The following is a 14,883-nucleotide window of genomic DNA, read 5'->3' as shown; positions in this document are numbered from 1 at the left end:
TCGCCTGAGGGCCCAGCAAAACTCCTAGCTCGGCGCAAGCGCCGAGCTAGGGTCTTCCGGCCAATCATGCTTCGGATAGCGGCCGCGCATGTCCTTGCGCGCATCGAGCCAGCCGCCCTTCCAGAACCCCGCGAGGTCCCGCGTGATGGCGATGGGCCGCCCAGCGGGGGACAGCAGCGCCACCTGCAAGGGCACGCGCCCGCCCGCGAGAGGCGGCAGCGACGACATGCCGTAGAGGTGCTGCGCCCTTGCCTCCAGCGTCGGCACCTCCGCCGCGTAGTCCACGGCGGCGGAGCGGCCCTGCGGCAGGGCGATGCGCGGCGGAAGCTCCGCATCCAGGCGGCGGCGGAGATCGTGCGGCAGGAGGATCTGCGCCACGTCCAGCGACTTCAGCTCGGACAGCTTCGTCAGCCCGTAGAGATGCGGCGCCAGCGCCTCGGCGGTCAGCGAATCGGGCCAGGGTTCGCCTTCCAGCGCGCGCATCCGGGCGATGCGGGCGCGCAGCTGCTCGGCGCCCTTTGTCCAGTCGAGGTCGCGGAACCCGCGCCCCGCTGCCGCTTCGGCCAGGGCGCGGGCCATCGCCTCCGGGTCGGCGGATGGCAGCGGGGTTTCCTCCAGCACCAGCGGGCCGAACATCCGCCGCCGCCGTGCCAGCACCGCCCCGGCGCGCGCATCGAAGGAAGCGCCCTCCTCTACGCGGAACCGCTCCGGGAAGCGTTCTTCCAGCGTGGCGAGGCCGATTGGCGCCGCCATGCGGATGCGAGCCTCCATGCCCTTGAGTTCCAGATCGGCGACGGCCAGCAGGCGCTCGCGCGACAAGGGGTCGGTGGCGGGCAGCCGCGCGCCCTGGCCGGAGGCCATGCGGAAGGCGCCATCCATGTTGCCGCGCCGCAGCGCGATGCGGTCGGGGAATCCCGCGGCCAGCAGCGCCCCCGCGTCCCCCGCCGCGTGGACATTGCCGTGCACCCCCAGACGTCGTCGGTGCAGCGCGGCGGTGCGGCGGATGGCGCGCAGCGCCACCGGGTCACCATCGGCGGGATGGTCGAGGCGCAGCGTGATGTCAGCGGGCGGCTCGCGGCCCCTCAGCGGATCCCGCTCCTCCAGCAGCGCGGCGAGTTCGGCGGCCAGTGCCGCTTCCTCCTCATTCTCCACCGCGCACATCATGCGGGCGAGGCGCGGATGCGCCCCCAGCCGCGCCATGCGCCGTCCCATCACGGTGATGCGCCCCTCCGCGTCCAGCGCGTCCAGGTCGCGCAACAGGGCGCGCGCCGCCTCCACCGCACCGGCGGGGGGCGGGTCGGGGAAGGACAGATCGGCGGGCGCGGCGCCCCAGGCGGCGCAGTCGAGCACGAGGCCGGACAGCTCGCTTTCCAGCATCTCCGGTCGGTCCTGCAGCGCCATGCCGCGCTGCGTCGCCTCGCTCCAGAGCCGCACGGCCACGCCCGGCTCGGTGCGCCCGGCACGGCCCGCGCGCTGCTCGGCTGCGGCGCGGGAGATGCGGGTGGTAACGAGGCGCGACAGGCCGGTCGCGGGGTCGAGGCGCGGCGTGCGGCGGAACCCGCCATCCACCACGATCCTGACCCCGGGCACGGTGAGCGAGGTCTCGGCGATGCTCGTCGCCAGCACGACGCGGCGGCGCGGGCCGGGCGAGAGGGCGCGGTCCTGCTCGGCGGGCGGGAGTTCGCCGTGCAGCGGCAGCACGTCGGCGTCCAGCCCGCCCAGACGCTCGGCGGTGCGGCGGATCTCGCCCCAGCCGGGCAGGAAGGCGAGCACGTCGCCCCCCTCGCGGCCCATCACCTCGCGGATGGCGCGCGCCATCGCTTCGGGCAGGTCGCGCGGCTCCAGGATGTCGCGCTTGGCGTGCTCGACGCGCACCGGGAAGGCGCGGCCCAGGCTTTCCACCAGCGGCGCCTCCATCAGATCGGTGAAGCGCGCCCCGTCCAGCGTGGCGGACATGGCAAGGAGGCGCAGCTCCGGCCGCAGCGCCCGTTGCAGGTCGAGGCAGAGGGCAAGGCCGAGATCGGTGTCGAGGTGGCGCTCATGCGCCTCGTCGAACAGCACCGCCGCGACGCCTTCGAGGCCGGGGTCGGATTGCAGCCGCCGCACCAGCAGCCCTTCGGTTACCACCTCCACCCGTGTCCGCGCGCTGCCCGCGCGGTCCAGCCGCGTGGCGAGGCCGATCGTCCCGCCCGGCGCCCCCTCGCCCAGCAATTCCGCCATGCGGCGCGCGGCGGCACGGGCAGCGACGCGGCGCGGCTCCAGCACCAGCAGCTTGCCGCCCTCCACCCAGGGCTCCTCCATCAGCGCCAGCGGCGCGACGGTGGTCTTGCCCGCCCCGGGCGGGGCGACCAGCACGGCATTCGGCCCGGCGCGCAGCGCATTGCGCAGGGCGGGCAGTGCCTCCTGGATGGGAAGGTCGGTTCCGGGGTTCATCATGGTCCGTGCGGTTCCTACCGCACGGCGCTCTCCCCGCCCACGGGCGGGGCGTCAGTGCCGGCGCGCGCTGCCCATCAGGTCCAGCAGCGGCGCCTCCGGCGTGCGGCGGCGCGCGGAGTTGCGGGGCGGCGAGACGCGGCGCCCCGCCTCGGCGCGGAGGCGGAACAACTCGTCCAGCAGCCGGTCCATCGTGACCCAGAGCGGCTCGTTGCCCTGCCTTTCGCGCATCACCACCGCATGGGCGGCGAGGGTGACGTTCAGCGTGCCGCGCGTGGTCTCGGGCCGCGGCATCCGCATCTGGCAGAGCGCCTTCTCGACCTCATCCATCGGGACATCGAGCAGGGCGGCGATCTCGGGCGGCTCCTTGCCCTCGCGCCGCATCCGGCGGGCATCGCCCGCTTGGCGGGGGGTCAGGGCGATGCTGGGGCGCAGCGCCTCGGTGAGCCGGGACATGTCGCCCGCCCCGGCACCGGGCGGGCGGCCTTTGAACTCGCGCATGGTGCTATCTCCGCATGCGGACACAACACCATGCAACCGAAGATGTATGCCGGGGAAGGCACATCTCGCGCCTTTCCCGCGGATCAGCCGAGGCTGCGCTCCACCCAGGCCTTCATCTCGGACCGGGGGGCGGCGCCGACCTTGGTGTCCACCGGCTTGCCATCCTTGAACAGGATCATGGTCGGGATGCCGCGCACCGCGAACTGGGTGGGAGTCATCGGGTTCTCGTCGATATTGACCTTCGCGACCGTCAACTTGCCCGCGTATTCCTTGGCGATCTCGTCCAGGATGGGGCCGACCATGCGGCAGGGGCCGCACCATTCAGCCCAGAAATCCACCAGGACAGGCCCCTGGGCCTTCAGCACCTCACTCTCGAAAGTTTCGTCGCTGACGGCCTTGGTCACTTCGCTCATGGAAAGCGTTCCTTCGTTCGGTTACCCTGAAGGTCGGGTCGGAGGGGGCCGCGGTCAAGGAGCCGCCCTCCCGTACTGGTCCCCCGAGCGCGGGAAACGCCCGCCCCGCCGGGCCAATGATTGGCCACGCCCGATTCCTGTTGCCAGGCGGGTGCCGATGGGTGGATTTTCCTCGGTTCAGAACATCCCGGCTGAAAGGAGGGCACAGGATCAGGAACAGCAGCACCCCCGTTGCATGGAAGGAATGAGACATGCCCGAGCGCTCCCTTCGTCCAGCCGCGGTCCTCGTGGCACTTTGCGCCGCCTTCCCCGTCGCGAGCCTTGCCGAGGTCATCACGACGGGCTGCGAGAACCCGCCCAACTGTCTCCTCCTCGAGCTGACCAGCGGCGGCACCATCCAGGTCGACGACAAGATCTTCACCGGGTTCACCTTCTCCCCCACCGGCAGCGATCCGGCGCCGCAGCCGTCGCAGATCACGGTGACGGGCACGGGTGTCGGCACGAACGCGCCCGGCCTGCGCTTCTCCAGCCCGACCGAGTTCCGCACCGGCGTCAACCAGGGCCAGAACTTCATCATCAACTACACGGTCTCGCTCGTGCCGGGCAGCACGATGCGGATCACCGACATCCAGTTCGACCTCAACTCGCCCTTCACGGTCGCCGGCACGGGAAGCATCGCCGGGATTGAGGTGGCGAATTGTCGCGGCGAAACCGGCCTGCAGCCGCGTCGCGAGCTCAACGTGGCCGGAACCGCGACCGGGGCGACGGACACGGCGCTCACGCAGGCCCCGGCGACGAGCTGCGAAGTGTTCAAGCAGCTGCTCCTGTCCGGTGGGCAGAACGGGCTGGCGCAGCTGCTCAGCTTCGACAACCAGTTCTCGCAGAAGCCCGTTCCCGAACCCTCGAGCCTGGCCTTGCTCGGCACCGCACTGCTGCTCGGGGGCTTCGGCCTTCGCCAGCTGCGGGCGGGTTGAACGGGCCTTCCCCGCGACGGGCACCCCGCCGCGGAGATGATCAGAAGGGCGCGAAGCGGTCCAGCAGCTCGCCGGGCAGTGGCATGGCCCGCGCCCCCACTGTCCAGACCAGGGCGCATTCCACCGCCTTCTCCGGGTGGATCTGCCGCAGCACGGCGCGATAGGCCGCCATCTGGCGCAGATAGGCCTCCGGCACCGCCTCCGGCGACCCGGGCGGCTCGCGGTTGGTCTTATAGTCGAGGATGGTGACGCGGTCCGGCTCCAGCAGGAGGCGGTCCACCTGCCCGGCCACCAGCCGCCCGCGCAGCCGCGCCGCGAGCGGCGCCTCGGCCAGGGAGCCGGGGCCGAAGGCGGCGGCCAGCGCCGGGTGCTCCATCACTGCCAGCGCCTCGCGCAGGATTTCCGCCTGCTGCTCAGGCGACAGGGCGTGGGCCGAGCGTGCCAGGAAGGCCGCACCTGCCGCCGCGCGGCGTCCGGGCGGCAGGCCGGGCAGGGATTGCAGCAGGGCGTGGACGAGGTTACCGCGGCGGAACCGCGCCGCGCGCCGATCGCCCTCGCCATGCGGCGCCAGGGCCGGGCCATCCCCTTCCCCCTCATCCTCCTGGCGCGAGGGGGTGAGGATCGGTTCCGGCTCCACCGCCGTGGCACGCAGCCGCGCCCAGGCGGGCAGCGCCTCTGCTTCGGCGCGCTCGGGGCGGGATTCTTCGCGACGCCGGTCGCGCTGCGGCGTGGCATGGTGCAGGAGCGGCCCGTCCTCGAACCCATCCGGGCGGGCGCCGAACCCCTCCGGCTCGAATTGCGCCTCCTCCGCGCCCAGGCGGCGGAACCCGGCGAGGAGGCGCGTGTGCCAGCAATCCTCGGGAAGCTTGGCGCGATACCAGCCGCAGACCAGCAGCCGGTCCTCCGCCCGCGTCAGCGCGACGTAGAGAAGGCGGTTCATCTCTTCCGCCTCGCGCGCCGCGCCCTCGGACACGGCGGCGTCGTAATCCGGCGTGGCGAAGCCCTCGCGCTTCGGCGCCCAGAGCGGCAGCCCGTCCGAGGTCCAGCGCAGCCCAGACTCGCGCGGGCGGCTGCCGGTGATGTCGGGAAGGATCACCACCGGCGCCTGAAGCCCCTTGGCGCCATGCACCGTCATGATCCGCACCTGATCCGCGCCAGACTCCGCCTGGCGCTTCACCTCCGGCGCGGCGCGGCGCAGCCAGTGCAGGAAGGATTGCAACGCGTGCGGGTGGGCGGATTCATGTGCCAGCGCGGCGTTCAGCAATTCATCCAGCGGGTCCGCCGCATCGGGGCCAAGCCGTGCCAGCAGCCTTGCCCGCGCGCCCCGCTCGCCCAGCAATTCCGCGATCAGCGCGTGCGGGGGCACGTGGTCGGCGCGTTCCTCCAGCGCGGCCAACAGGTCGGCGGCGCGGCCGATCGGCGTTTCCGCGCCGCGCTGCGCCATCAGCCTTGCGTGGAGGCTGGTTCCACGCTTCCAAGCCAGGGCGAAGAGATCCTCCTCCTCCAGCCCGAAGATGGGCGATTTCAGCGCGGCGGCGAGCTGGAGGTCGTCCTCGGGCAGCAGGATGGCGTCCAGCGTCGCCAGCACGTCCTGCACGGCGATCTGCTCGATCAGCACCATGCGGTCGGCGCCACCCACCGGCACGCCTTGGTTCTTCAGAGCCTTCACCAGCTGGCCGACAAAGGCGTTGCGGCGGCGCACCAGCACCAGGATGTCGCCGGGGCGGATGCGGCGGCCGCGCGAAGGGTCACCCTCATGCCGTGCTTCCAGCGTTTCGTGGTCCAGCATGTGGCGGATGCGGGCAGCCAACGCCTCGGCCAGGCGAGCATCGGGGCCGGTCTCGTCGCGCGCCTCGCCCGGCACGTCCCAGGCGGGGGCGCCCTCCGCCTCGCCACCGGCTTGGAGGGGCCACATCTCGACCAGACCGGCCGCCCCGGCGCGGTCGGGAATGTGGCGCAGCACCTCGCCATCGGCCACGACGCCCTGCCGCGCCGGGCCTTCGGCGAAGACGGCATCCACCAGGGCCAGCACGGCGGGGGCGGAGCGGAAGCTCACCTCCAACGGCACGGCACGGAACGCCTCCTTCGCGGCTGTCACGTCGCGCCCATACTGGTCCAGGGCGCGCGGCAACCCGGCGGCATCGGCGCCCTGGAAGCCGTAGATGCTCTGCTTCACGTCGCCCACCGCGAAGATCGTGCGCGGCAGCTCCGTCCGCTCCGAGCGGCCGCGGAACTCCGCCCCTTCCCCTGCGAAGAACTCGTTGGTGAGGGCGCGGACGATGCCCCATTGCTCGGGGTTGGAATCCTGTGCCTCGTCCAGCAGCAGGTGCTCGATGCCGCCATCCAGCTTGTAGAGCACCCAGGCCGCCCCCGGATTCTCCAGCAGGCGCCGAGCCCCGGCGATCAGGTCGTCGTAATCCTGCCGTCCCAGCACGGACTTGCTGTCGCGGAAGCGGCGCAGAACCGGCAGGGCGAGGCCCAGCGCCGCCCCCGTGGCGCGCCAAAGATTGATGGCGGCGCGCAGCCCGTGCAGCTCCGCGAGGCGTTCTGCCTCCGGCTTCAGCACAGCCTCGATGCCCTCCTTGTCGCCGCTCTGCTTGGTGGCGAGGTTCTTCTTCGGCTCCTTCTCCTTGGTGAGGAAGATGGCCTCCCACTCCGCCGCGGTCGCGGCGCGCGCCTCTGCGTCGCGGTCGAGGAAGCCCAGAATCTGCTCGCCCCGCTCGGCATCGTTGGCGTTGCGGCTGTTCGCGAGGGCGGCGGCGGCGTGCCGAATGGCCGCCTCCTCCCGGGGATGGGTGAGTTCGTGCAGCAGCCCGTCCTCGTCCATTCCCGCGGGAATGCCGAGGCGCCGGGCGATGCGGGCCAGCAACCCTTCCAGCCCGCCCGAGGCCTGGACCGCCTCGGTCAGCCACGCCTCGGCGCCGCGAAGCTCGGCCATCAGCCGGGCCAGCTGCTCCCCGCCCGCGAGCGGGGCAAGGAGCGCGGCCTCCGCCGCCTCCGGCAGCACAGCCTCGCGGGCGCCGGCAAGTTCGGCGGCGGCGTCCATCTCCTCCATCAGCGAGAAGCCGGGGGCGAGGCCCGCTTCGAGCGGGAAGCCGCGCAGGAGCGACTGCGCGAAGGCGTGGATAGTGGCGATGCGCATGCCGCCGGGCAGTTCCAGCACCTCGGCGAAAAGCTGGCGGGCGCGGGCCGCCTCCTCTGGCTCCGGCACGCGGCCCAGCAGGGCGCGCAGGTCGCCCAGCAACGCGGCGTCGGTCTCCACCGCCCAATCGCCGAGCCGCGTGTTGAGCCGCGTCGCCATCTCCGCCGCCGCCGCTTTGGTGAAGGTGAGGCAGAGCAGGCCCTGCGGCCGTGCCCCGGCGAGCAGAAGGCGCAGGATGCGGTCGGTCAGCAGCTTGGTCTTGCCCGAACCCGCAGAGGCGGTGACGAAGGCCGAGACGGCGGGATCCGAAGCCTGGCGCTGACGTTCGGCGGCGATGTCCCGGGCTTGCGGATTCGGCATGGGAGGGAGGCTAGCCCGAAACCGTGCCGCCGTCCGCGCGGTTCATCCCGTTCACCGATTGGAGGACGCGATGAGCCAGGACGAGAAGCCGCTGGTGCGGGGCAACCACCTTCCCTCCAGCGACGACGTGACGGAAGGCGGCAAGGCGCCCAGCCCGACGGACGGGCCGGGCAAGCCTAAGCCCGCCACTTCCCGCGCCGAGGCGGAGGGCAACCCGACCGACGGGACCAGCAAGGCCACGCAGGGCAAGGCCGAGAAGGACCACGCCGCCGGAACGGGAGCGGGGCAGGCGCTGCGCAACGAAAGCTAGCGCCCGCCCTTCGCGGTCAGTTCGCGAGGAACTGCGCCTCGGTCTTCTCGCGCAGCTCGTCGAGCGACACGCCCGGCGCCATCTCGATGAGGCGCAGCTCGGTGTCGCCGCGCCGGGCGACGGAGAAGACCGCGAGGTCGGTCACCACCATGTCCACCACGCGCTGCCCGGTGAGCGGCAGGGTGCACTGCTTCAGCAGCTTGGACTTGCCGCCCGCCGTGTGTTCCATCAGCACGATCACGCGCTTCACCCCGGCGACGAGGTCCATGGCGCCGCCCATGCCCTTCACCATCTTGCCCGGGATCATCCAGTTGGCGAGATCACCATTCTCCGCCACCTGAAGCGCGCCGAGGATGGAGCAGTCGATGTGCCCGCCGCGGATCATCGCGAAGGAATCCGCGCTGCTGAAGATGCTGGTGGTGGGCAGCATCGTCACAGTCTGCTTGCCGGCGTTGATGATGTCCGGATCCTCCTCCCCCTCGAAGGGGAAGGCGCCGATGCCCAGCATGCCGTTCTCGCTCTGCAGCTGGACCGACATCCCCTCGGGGATGTGGTTCGCCACGAGCGTCGGGATGCCGATGCCGAGGTTGACGTAGAAGCCGTCCTGCAATTCGCGGGCGGCGCGGGCCGCCATCTCGTCGCGCGTCCAGGGCATGTCGTGTCTCCTCAGGCCAGCTTTTCGGTGCCCGCCGCGGCCGGCGTGGCGGGGGCGCCGCGCGGGCGCACGGTGCGCTGCTCGATGCGCTTCTCGTAGCCCGAAGGCAGGGCGATCATGCGCTTCACGTAGATGCCAGGCGTGACCACGTGATCCGGGTCGATCTCGCCGGCCTCCACCAGGTTCTCCACCTGCGCGACCGTTACCTTGGCGGCGGTGGCCATCATCGGGTTGAAGTTGCGCGCGGTGCGCCGGTAGACGAGGTTGCCTTCCGTATCGCCCTTCCAGGCATGCACCAGGGCGAGGTCGGCGACGATGCCGCGCTCCATCACGAAGGTCTCGCCGTCGAACTCGGCGGTGGGCTTGCCCTCCGCGACCTTGGTGCCGACGCCGGTCTTGGTGAAGAAGGCGGGGATGCCGGCGCCGCCGGCGCGGATGCGCTCGGCCAGCGTGCCCTGCGGGTTGAACTCGATCTCGAGCTCCCCGGCCAGGAACTGGCGCGCGAACTCCGCATTCTCGCCCACGTAGGAGGCGATCATCTTGCTGATCTGCTTCGTGCGGAGCAGCTTGCCGAGGCCCACATCGTCGATGCCCGCATTGTTGGAGACGACGGTGAGGTTCTTCACCCCACTCTCCTTCACTGCCTCGATCAGCACGTCGGGGATGCCGCACAGGCCGAATCCGCCCGAGTGGATCACCATGCCGTCGCGCAGCAGCCCGGCCAGCGCCGCTGTCGCGTCGGGATAAACCTTGCCCATCCTGAACCCTCGTCCCGTTCCGGTGCGCGGGAACCTAGCGGCGGGGCGGCCGGTGCGAAAGGGCCGAAAGGAAGCGCGGGGGTGGGCTTGCGGGCTTCGCGCAGCAGGGCTATAGCCCCGCCCACCTGTGGGGCCATAGCTCAGTTGGGAGAGCGCTTGAATGGCATTCAAGAGGTCAGGGGTTCGACTCCCCTTGGCTCCACCAGGTTTTTCCAAAGACAAGTGATGTGGCGAAGGCTTCGGCGGCACTGACGCTGCCTTCCCAATGGCGCTTCCATTCCGGCGAGGCGTTCGCTTGTCTTTTCTGCCTGCCTTTGCGCCGACCGGAATGGTACGCCGTTCAGAGGCAAATCCGGACTGATGGCCGGTCTTCGAGATTGCCCCTCCAAAACAGAGTTCAGCTCCGACACTCACGCCCACCACTTTCGGCACTGCCAGCCTACCGCCCTGCGGCGTGATCAGGCGCCGCAACGATCTTCGCCAGCGCCTCACGCATGGCCGGCGCGAAGTCAGCATGGCCATAAAGGTCGTTATGTCCGGCATTGATGGTGCTCTCGAAGACCAGCTTCTCGATCACCGGGCGCAGCGCCGCGCTGCGTCGGGCCGGCACGATCGTATCTCGCCCTGCCATAATGAGGGCCGTCGGCACGGGGGAGCCTCGCAGGAACTCGATCGTTGGCATGTGGTGGCGCAGGAGCAGGCCAACCGGAGCCCACCAGTAATGGTCCTTTGCCACGCCCTCCAGGGAATCGAATGGCGTGACCAGGATCAGGCCAGCAGCAGGCCGGTGTTGGGCCAAGTAAGCCGCAATGCTGGCACCGATGCTGAACCCGACCGCGACGACAGGGGCTTGGGCATCCTGCTGGAGATGGTCGAAGATCACCGTGGAATCGGACAACAGCATCTCTGCGCTCGGCCGGCCGCTGCTTGGCGCGTAGCCGCGGTAGTGGAAAGCGGAGACCTCGTGCTCTGGGAAAAGGCCGTGAAGATACAGGGCCATGGCCTCGGCATTCCACGCATTGCCGCCAAAACCCAGCAGCTTCGACGCGTTTTCATGGAACGCCTGTCTGGCGCCTGGAATACGCACGCCTATGAGGGTCTCGCCGTCAGATGTCCTGACCTCTAGGCGCTGCGCCGATGAAGGGAGTTGAACCCGTGCGGTTCCGGCAAGCGTCGTCGGAAAAATGATCCAAGTTTGGGCGAAATACACCCCAGCCAGGAGAGCGGTGTAAAGCGCCGCCAACGTCAATGCGACATGCGCAAGCCACATTCAGCGATTCCCCATGTCGTCACTTCGCCGGGCCAGCCACAGGTAGAAGTAGGAAGCTGTGGCCCGCAAGGTTGTCGCTCAGACCCTATCCTCAACGGGCCACATGTACCTTTGAGGATGGGCCTGATCGTGACGTCAAAGTGTGAATAATCATGTGGGGAAAGAATGTGGCTTGAGACAAGAATTTTGATGGGCTTTCCAAGCCATTGACCCCTGTCAATTCAGCCATATTTGGGGGATGAGAATTTGCGGCCTTGCCTCGAATGACTTGAACAACACGGGCCGCATTCTGCGTAGGAGTGATTTCCATGTCAGATCATGAAGCTGAATCCAAATCCCGGCCGCGCGGGCGCGAGGCAGGACACGAAGGCACACAAGCCGCCGACCGAGTGATGGCTGCGCTCCAGGAGATGGGTGTCGGGCAGTTGCGCCAGATCATCAGCACGGCGGAGGGCTTGATCCAGCGGAAGAGCGAGGACGAGAAGAGATCCCTGAAGGAGGAGATCGAGCGCCGGGCAGCCGATCTGGGCATCAGCCTTCGCGATCTCTTTGGCGAGCCCGTCCAGGCGGCCGGCCGTGGTCGGGGAAGGTCGGGCAGGAAAGCCGGATCCGAAGGGCCTGCGCCGAAGTACCGGGGACCGGGCGGGGAGCTTTGGAGCGGTCGTGGTCGCATGCCGCGATGGCTGCAAGTCGCCCAGGCCGACGGCAAGTCCAAGGACGATTTCCTGATCAGGTAGGGCGTTTCACGCTTCAGGCTGCGAGCTGGGAGGCGCTCGTCCCAGTCTCGCGCCAAGCCTTGGACCGTCAAGGGCCGGATCGGGTCCGATGGCGAGCGCCACGACGGCTGCGACCGCATCCCTCCGCCAAGGGCCCGATCGGTAAAAGCTTCACCCCGGCGCAGCCGCGAAACAAGTGGACGAGGCTTGCCGCTTTCCGCCAGAAGGGAGAGCCAGCGCGGCACCGCCGCGCGGGGCCGAAACGACAAGAGCCCAAAGGGGCGCGACACGAAGCCGGGGAGCGTGATGGAGGATCTGTGGGCCGAGCATGGATGGTGGGCCTATCCGCTTGTTTTCATCTGGACGTTCTTTGAAGGCGAAACGGTCGTTCTGGTTGGTGGAGCCGCCGCGCGCGTGTTTGGCACTCCCGACCCATTCATCTTGTTCCTGGTGGCTTGGTGGGGATCCTTCCTGGGCGACCAGTGCTGGTTCTTTGTAGGCCGGCGCTGGGGGAGGCCATTCGTGGCCAAGCGGCCCAGGCTAGCCGCCCGTGTCGAGCGCGCCCTCCATTTGCTGGACCGCTACGGCGTCCTTTTCATCCTCTCATTCCGTTTCCTTTACGGCATCCGCAACGTAGCGAGCGTGGCGATCGGCCTTTCGCCGATGAGCTGGACCAAATTCGCACTCTGGAACTTCCTGGCCGCCGCACTCTGGTCAGCCAGCTTCGTCGCCGGCGGCTATTTCCTTGGAGCGCTACTCGGCCCCAAGGGGGTCGCCATTGCGCTCGGTTGCGTCGTGCTGGCCGCCGTGGGAGGTGTGCTGATCCGGCATTGGTGGCGACGTGGCATGACGGCTTCCCCGGCACGGCAGGGTGCCTCGCCCGGCCCTTGATCTTCCGCCGTGGCCGGTGAAGCGCGTTGGCGAGGCGCAGGAGCCGGAGGCGGCTCATCCTTAGGCTCGGGATATCCCTGACGTGGCGGCTTCAGGCCCTGTGCGTCCTCCGGCCCGCTCGGGCGTTCGTGCATTCGTGAGCCACTCCGGAGCGACGCCCCATGCGTGACCACCGCCGTCTCCTCCTCGCCCTGTCCATGGTTCCGCTCCTTGCCGCGGGTGCCGCGGCACAGGATCGGGCCGCGCAGCAACCGGCCCTGACCGACTGCTCCGTCGTGCAGTCCGATGGGCTCCGCGCCCCCGCGGAGGCCGCGTCGATCGGCCTCGCCTTTCTCGGCGACGGTGCGGAACGTCACGTCGTGGCGGTCCAGCCGCGCACCGGCCAGGCACCGGCGCCTCGGACCACCCTGCGCGCCGCACGGCCGGGCGTGTCCTACGGCGCGGCGCTGGAGGCAGCTGCCCCGGGCCAGCCCGCGTCCGAGACCGCCTTCACCCTGGTGACGCTGGAGCAGACGGGCATGGTGCTCGTGGAAACCTGGCGCTGGCGCGCTGCGCAATCAGGGGAGCTTTCCCCCGCCTATAGCTGGGCCCGGCTGCGCTGCGGCGCCTGATGACGTGATCCGGGCGCCGGGCGGCGTGAGCAGGCACCCGCGCAATGATGGCGCGGGGGCAGGGACGCATGATCGCCGACACCGTCGCATGTTGAAGCCGGTATGCGTCGTTGGCGCGTTGATGCGCGGCGGTCTTCATCGCCCCCGAGCCGGGCAGGCGCTGCCACGAAGCCCCGCGAGGGCGCCAGGAGATCTTCCATGACCCATATCGTGCTGGCCGGCGACTCGGTCTTCGACAACGGCGTCTATGTCCCGGGCCAGCCAGACGTGGTTCGGCAATTGCGGGCGGCGCTTCCTGCGGGTGCCCAGGCGAGCCTCGTGGCCTTGGATGGTGCGGTGGTGCGCGACGTCCCCCGTCAGATCGCCACCCTGCCCGCGGACACGACGCATCTGGTCATCAGCGCGGGTGGCAATGATGCGCTGAGCCAGGAGTGGATGCTCGGCCGGCCATCGCGCCTGGTGTCGGATTCGCTGGATCTCTTCGCCGATCTGCGCGGGGCGTTCCGCCAGGATTACGTCGCGATGCTCGACGCGGCCCTGGCGCAGGGGGTGCCGGTCACGGCCTGCGCCATCTATGACCCGCGCTTCCCGGATGCGGACCGGCAACGGCGCGCCGTCACCGCCCTCGCCTTCTTCAACGACATCATCCTGCGCGAGTGCTTCCTACGCGGCATCGCGCTGCTGGACCTCCGGCTGATCTGCAGCGAGGCGGGCGATTTCGCCAACCCGATCGAGCCGAGCGCGCAGGGCGGCGAGAAGATCGCCGCCGCCATCGCCGCGATGGCGCTGGAGCGCAGCACGCGCGGCGCCCGCGTGGTGACCGGGCGAAGCTGAGGCAACTCACTCGATGCGGATATTGGCGCGGCGGATCACGTCGCCGAACACCTCGCGCTGCTGGCGCAGATGGGCGGCGAAGCCTTCCGCGTCCTTGTAGGCCGGCTCCAGCCCCGCGATCTCCATGCGCGACACCATCTCCGAGTTCTGCATCCCCTCGCGCATCGCCTCCGCCAGCCGGTTGATGATGGGGGTCGGCGTCTGCGCCGGCACCATCAGCCCGAGCCACGCGCCGAGATCCATCCCCTCCAGCCCCGGCACGCGCGACAGCGGCGGCACCTCCGGTGCCAGCTTGCTGCCATTGAGCAGCGAGATGCCGAGGGCCCGGAGGTTGTTGGCGCGGATGACCGGCTGCGTCGCGGCCAGCGTCTCCACCACGTAATCCACCTGCCCGCCCGCGACGGCCGAGACGCCCGCGGCGCTGCCGGTGAAGGGAACATGCGTAACGTCGAGGCCGAGGCGGCGATTGATCGCCTCCGCCACCAGATGCGCCGTGGCGCCGATGCCAGAGGAGGCGAAGCTATAGCGCCCCGGCGCCGCGCGCACGGCCTGGATGAACTCCTGCATGTTCTCCGCCGGGAAGCCGGGCCGGATCACCAGCAGGTAAGGCGAGTTGCCGGTCATGGCCACGGGCGCCAGGTCGCGCTCTGCATCGAAGGGAAGGCGGCGCAGCAGCGGCGAGATGCTGACCGGGCCGGAGGAGCCGGCCAGCAGCGTGTAGCCGTCGGGCGGCGACTTCGCGACGTTGTCCGTGCCGATCGTTCCGCCCGCGCCCGCGCGGTTGTCCGGCACCACGGACTGGCCGAGGGATTGCGAGAGCGACTGCGCCATGAGCCGCCCGATGATGTCGGTGGCCTGACCCGGCGGCCAGGGGATCACCATGCGAATGGGGCGGTTCGGATAGGCCTGCTGCGCCGCGCCCTCGCGCGGCAGGGCGCCCGTCAGGGCGAGGGAACCAAGCGCGGCTCCGCGCAGCATTGTCCTGCGTTCCATTGGCACGTCCTCCAAGCGCCGC

Annotated in this window: 14 protein-coding genes and 1 tRNA gene; 7 read left to right on the top strand and 8 right to left on the bottom strand. The window is 70.1% G+C overall.

What is annotated here, in order from left to right; genetic code table 11:
- Positions 1-24 precede the first annotated feature (24 nt).
- The 3 genes from hrpB to trxA form a co-directional block, all read right to left on the bottom strand.
- Positions 25-2,433, bottom strand: a complete 2,409-nt coding sequence (gene hrpB, locus JTJ31_RS07810; RefSeq protein ID WP_207538239.1) for an ATP-dependent helicase HrpB — start codon at positions 2,431-2,433, stop codon at positions 25-27.
- Between the two features lie 54 nt (positions 2,434-2,487).
- On the bottom strand, positions 2,488-2,934 hold the full coding sequence (locus tag JTJ31_RS07805; protein ID WP_207538072.1) for a hypothetical protein: 447 nt from the start codon (positions 2,932-2,934) through the stop codon (positions 2,488-2,490).
- An 83-nt stretch (positions 2,935-3,017) separates the two neighbouring features.
- On the bottom strand, positions 3,018-3,347 hold the full coding sequence (gene trxA, locus JTJ31_RS07800) for a thioredoxin TrxA (RefSeq protein ID WP_207538071.1): 330 nt from the start codon (positions 3,345-3,347) through the stop codon (positions 3,018-3,020).
- 251 nt (positions 3,348-3,598) lie between these two features.
- Between trxA and JTJ31_RS07795 the strand changes: the two genes are divergently transcribed.
- A complete protein-coding gene (locus JTJ31_RS07795; protein WP_207538070.1) occupies positions 3,599-4,321 on the top strand; it encodes a PEP-CTERM sorting domain-containing protein in 723 nt (240 codons plus the stop codon).
- A gap of 40 nt (positions 4,322-4,361) precedes the next feature.
- On the opposite strand, the gene addA is transcribed toward JTJ31_RS07795, so the two are convergent.
- A complete protein-coding gene (gene addA / locus JTJ31_RS07790; protein WP_207538069.1) occupies positions 4,362-7,823 on the bottom strand; it encodes a double-strand break repair helicase AddA in 3,462 nt (1,153 codons plus the stop codon).
- A gap of 70 nt (positions 7,824-7,893) precedes the next feature.
- On the opposite strand from addA, the gene JTJ31_RS07785 reads away from it, so the two are divergent.
- Positions 7,894-8,133 (top strand): hypothetical protein, encoded by a 240-nt coding sequence (locus tag JTJ31_RS07785; RefSeq protein ID WP_207538068.1) that lies wholly within the window; start codon positions 7,894-7,896, stop codon positions 8,131-8,133.
- A 16-nt stretch (positions 8,134-8,149) separates the two neighbouring features.
- Here JTJ31_RS07785 and JTJ31_RS07780 read toward each other — a convergent pair whose 3' ends face one another.
- Positions 8,150-8,788, bottom strand: a complete 639-nt coding sequence (locus tag JTJ31_RS07780) for a CoA transferase subunit B (RefSeq protein WP_207538067.1) — start codon at positions 8,786-8,788, stop codon at positions 8,150-8,152.
- A gap of 11 nt (positions 8,789-8,799) precedes the next feature.
- Positions 8,800-9,546, bottom strand: coding sequence for a CoA transferase subunit A (locus tag JTJ31_RS07775; RefSeq protein ID WP_207538066.1), 747 nt, complete (start codon positions 9,544-9,546; stop codon positions 8,800-8,802).
- A 129-nt stretch (positions 9,547-9,675) separates the two neighbouring features.
- Between JTJ31_RS07775 and JTJ31_RS07770 the strand changes: the two genes are divergently transcribed.
- Positions 9,676-9,751: transfer RNA gene (locus tag JTJ31_RS07770), tRNA-Ala, on the top strand.
- 234 nt (positions 9,752-9,985) lie between these two features.
- Here JTJ31_RS07770 and JTJ31_RS07765 read toward each other — a convergent pair.
- Entirely contained in the window at positions 9,986-10,816 is an 831-nt protein-coding gene (locus tag JTJ31_RS07765) for an alpha/beta hydrolase (RefSeq protein ID WP_207538065.1), read from the bottom strand.
- 308 nt (positions 10,817-11,124) lie between these two features.
- On the opposite strand from JTJ31_RS07765, the gene JTJ31_RS07760 reads away from it, so the two are divergent.
- From JTJ31_RS07760 to JTJ31_RS07745, 4 genes are all read left to right on the top strand, one after another.
- A complete protein-coding gene (locus JTJ31_RS07760) occupies positions 11,125-11,553 on the top strand; it encodes an H-NS histone family protein (RefSeq protein ID WP_207538064.1) in 429 nt (142 codons plus the stop codon).
- Between the two features lie 285 nt (positions 11,554-11,838).
- The gene (locus tag JTJ31_RS07755) at positions 11,839-12,423 is read left to right on the top strand and encodes a DedA family protein (RefSeq protein WP_236020012.1); all 585 of its coding nucleotides are present in this window, start codon (positions 11,839-11,841) and stop codon (positions 12,421-12,423) included.
- Between the two features lie 161 nt (positions 12,424-12,584).
- Positions 12,585-13,034, top strand: a complete 450-nt coding sequence (locus JTJ31_RS07750; RefSeq protein ID WP_207538062.1) for a hypothetical protein — start codon at positions 12,585-12,587, stop codon at positions 13,032-13,034.
- Positions 13,035-13,232: 198 nt separating this feature from the next.
- Entirely contained in the window at positions 13,233-13,868 is a 636-nt protein-coding gene (locus tag JTJ31_RS07745) for an SGNH/GDSL hydrolase family protein (RefSeq protein ID WP_207538061.1), read from the top strand.
- A gap of 6 nt (positions 13,869-13,874) precedes the next feature.
- Here the strand turns inward: JTJ31_RS07745 and JTJ31_RS07740 are convergent, their stop codons facing one another.
- A complete protein-coding gene (locus tag JTJ31_RS07740; RefSeq protein WP_207538060.1) occupies positions 13,875-14,861 on the bottom strand; it encodes a Bug family tripartite tricarboxylate transporter substrate binding protein in 987 nt (328 codons plus the stop codon).
- Between the last annotated feature and the right edge of the window lie 22 nt (positions 14,862-14,883).

The sequence above is a fragment of the Sabulicella rubraurantiaca genome, from assembly GCF_017355885.1.
Classification (GTDB): domain Bacteria; phylum Pseudomonadota; class Alphaproteobacteria; order Acetobacterales; family Acetobacteraceae; genus Roseococcus; species Roseococcus rubraurantiacus.
This window is presented reverse-complemented; position numbering and strand designations above follow the sequence as displayed.

Bases quoted from the DNA above. Each gene is read 5' to 3' on its own strand.
- hrpB (WP_207538239.1), bottom strand. From the start codon at position 2,433: ATGAACCCCGGAACCGACCTTCCCATCCAGGAGGCACTGCCCGCCCTG.
- JTJ31_RS07805 (WP_207538072.1), bottom strand. From the start codon at position 2,934: ATGCGCGAGTTCAAAGGCCGCCCGCCCGGTGCCGGGGCGGGCGACATG.
- trxA (WP_207538071.1), bottom strand. From the start codon at position 3,347: ATGAGCGAAGTGACCAAGGCCGTCAGCGACGAAACTTTCGAGAGTGAG.
- JTJ31_RS07795 (WP_207538070.1), top strand. From the start codon at position 3,599: ATGCCCGAGCGCTCCCTTCGTCCAGCCGCGGTCCTCGTGGCACTTTGC.
- addA (WP_207538069.1), bottom strand. From the start codon at position 7,823: ATGCCGAATCCGCAAGCCCGGGACATCGCCGCCGAACGTCAGCGCCAG.
- JTJ31_RS07785 (WP_207538068.1), top strand. From the start codon at position 7,894: ATGAGCCAGGACGAGAAGCCGCTGGTGCGGGGCAACCACCTTCCCTCC.
- JTJ31_RS07780 (WP_207538067.1), bottom strand. From the start codon at position 8,788: ATGCCCTGGACGCGCGACGAGATGGCGGCCCGCGCCGCCCGCGAATTG.
- JTJ31_RS07775 (WP_207538066.1), bottom strand. From the start codon at position 9,546: ATGGGCAAGGTTTATCCCGACGCGACAGCGGCGCTGGCCGGGCTGCTG.
- JTJ31_RS07765 (WP_207538065.1), bottom strand. From the start codon at position 10,816: ATGTGGCTTGCGCATGTCGCATTGACGTTGGCGGCGCTTTACACCGCT.
- JTJ31_RS07760 (WP_207538064.1), top strand. From the start codon at position 11,125: ATGTCAGATCATGAAGCTGAATCCAAATCCCGGCCGCGCGGGCGCGAG.
- JTJ31_RS07755 (WP_236020012.1), top strand. From the start codon at position 11,839: ATGGAGGATCTGTGGGCCGAGCATGGATGGTGGGCCTATCCGCTTGTT.
- JTJ31_RS07750 (WP_207538062.1), top strand. From the start codon at position 12,585: ATGCGTGACCACCGCCGTCTCCTCCTCGCCCTGTCCATGGTTCCGCTC.
- JTJ31_RS07745 (WP_207538061.1), top strand. From the start codon at position 13,233: ATGACCCATATCGTGCTGGCCGGCGACTCGGTCTTCGACAACGGCGTC.
- JTJ31_RS07740 (WP_207538060.1), bottom strand. From the start codon at position 14,861: ATGGAACGCAGGACAATGCTGCGCGGAGCCGCGCTTGGTTCCCTCGCC.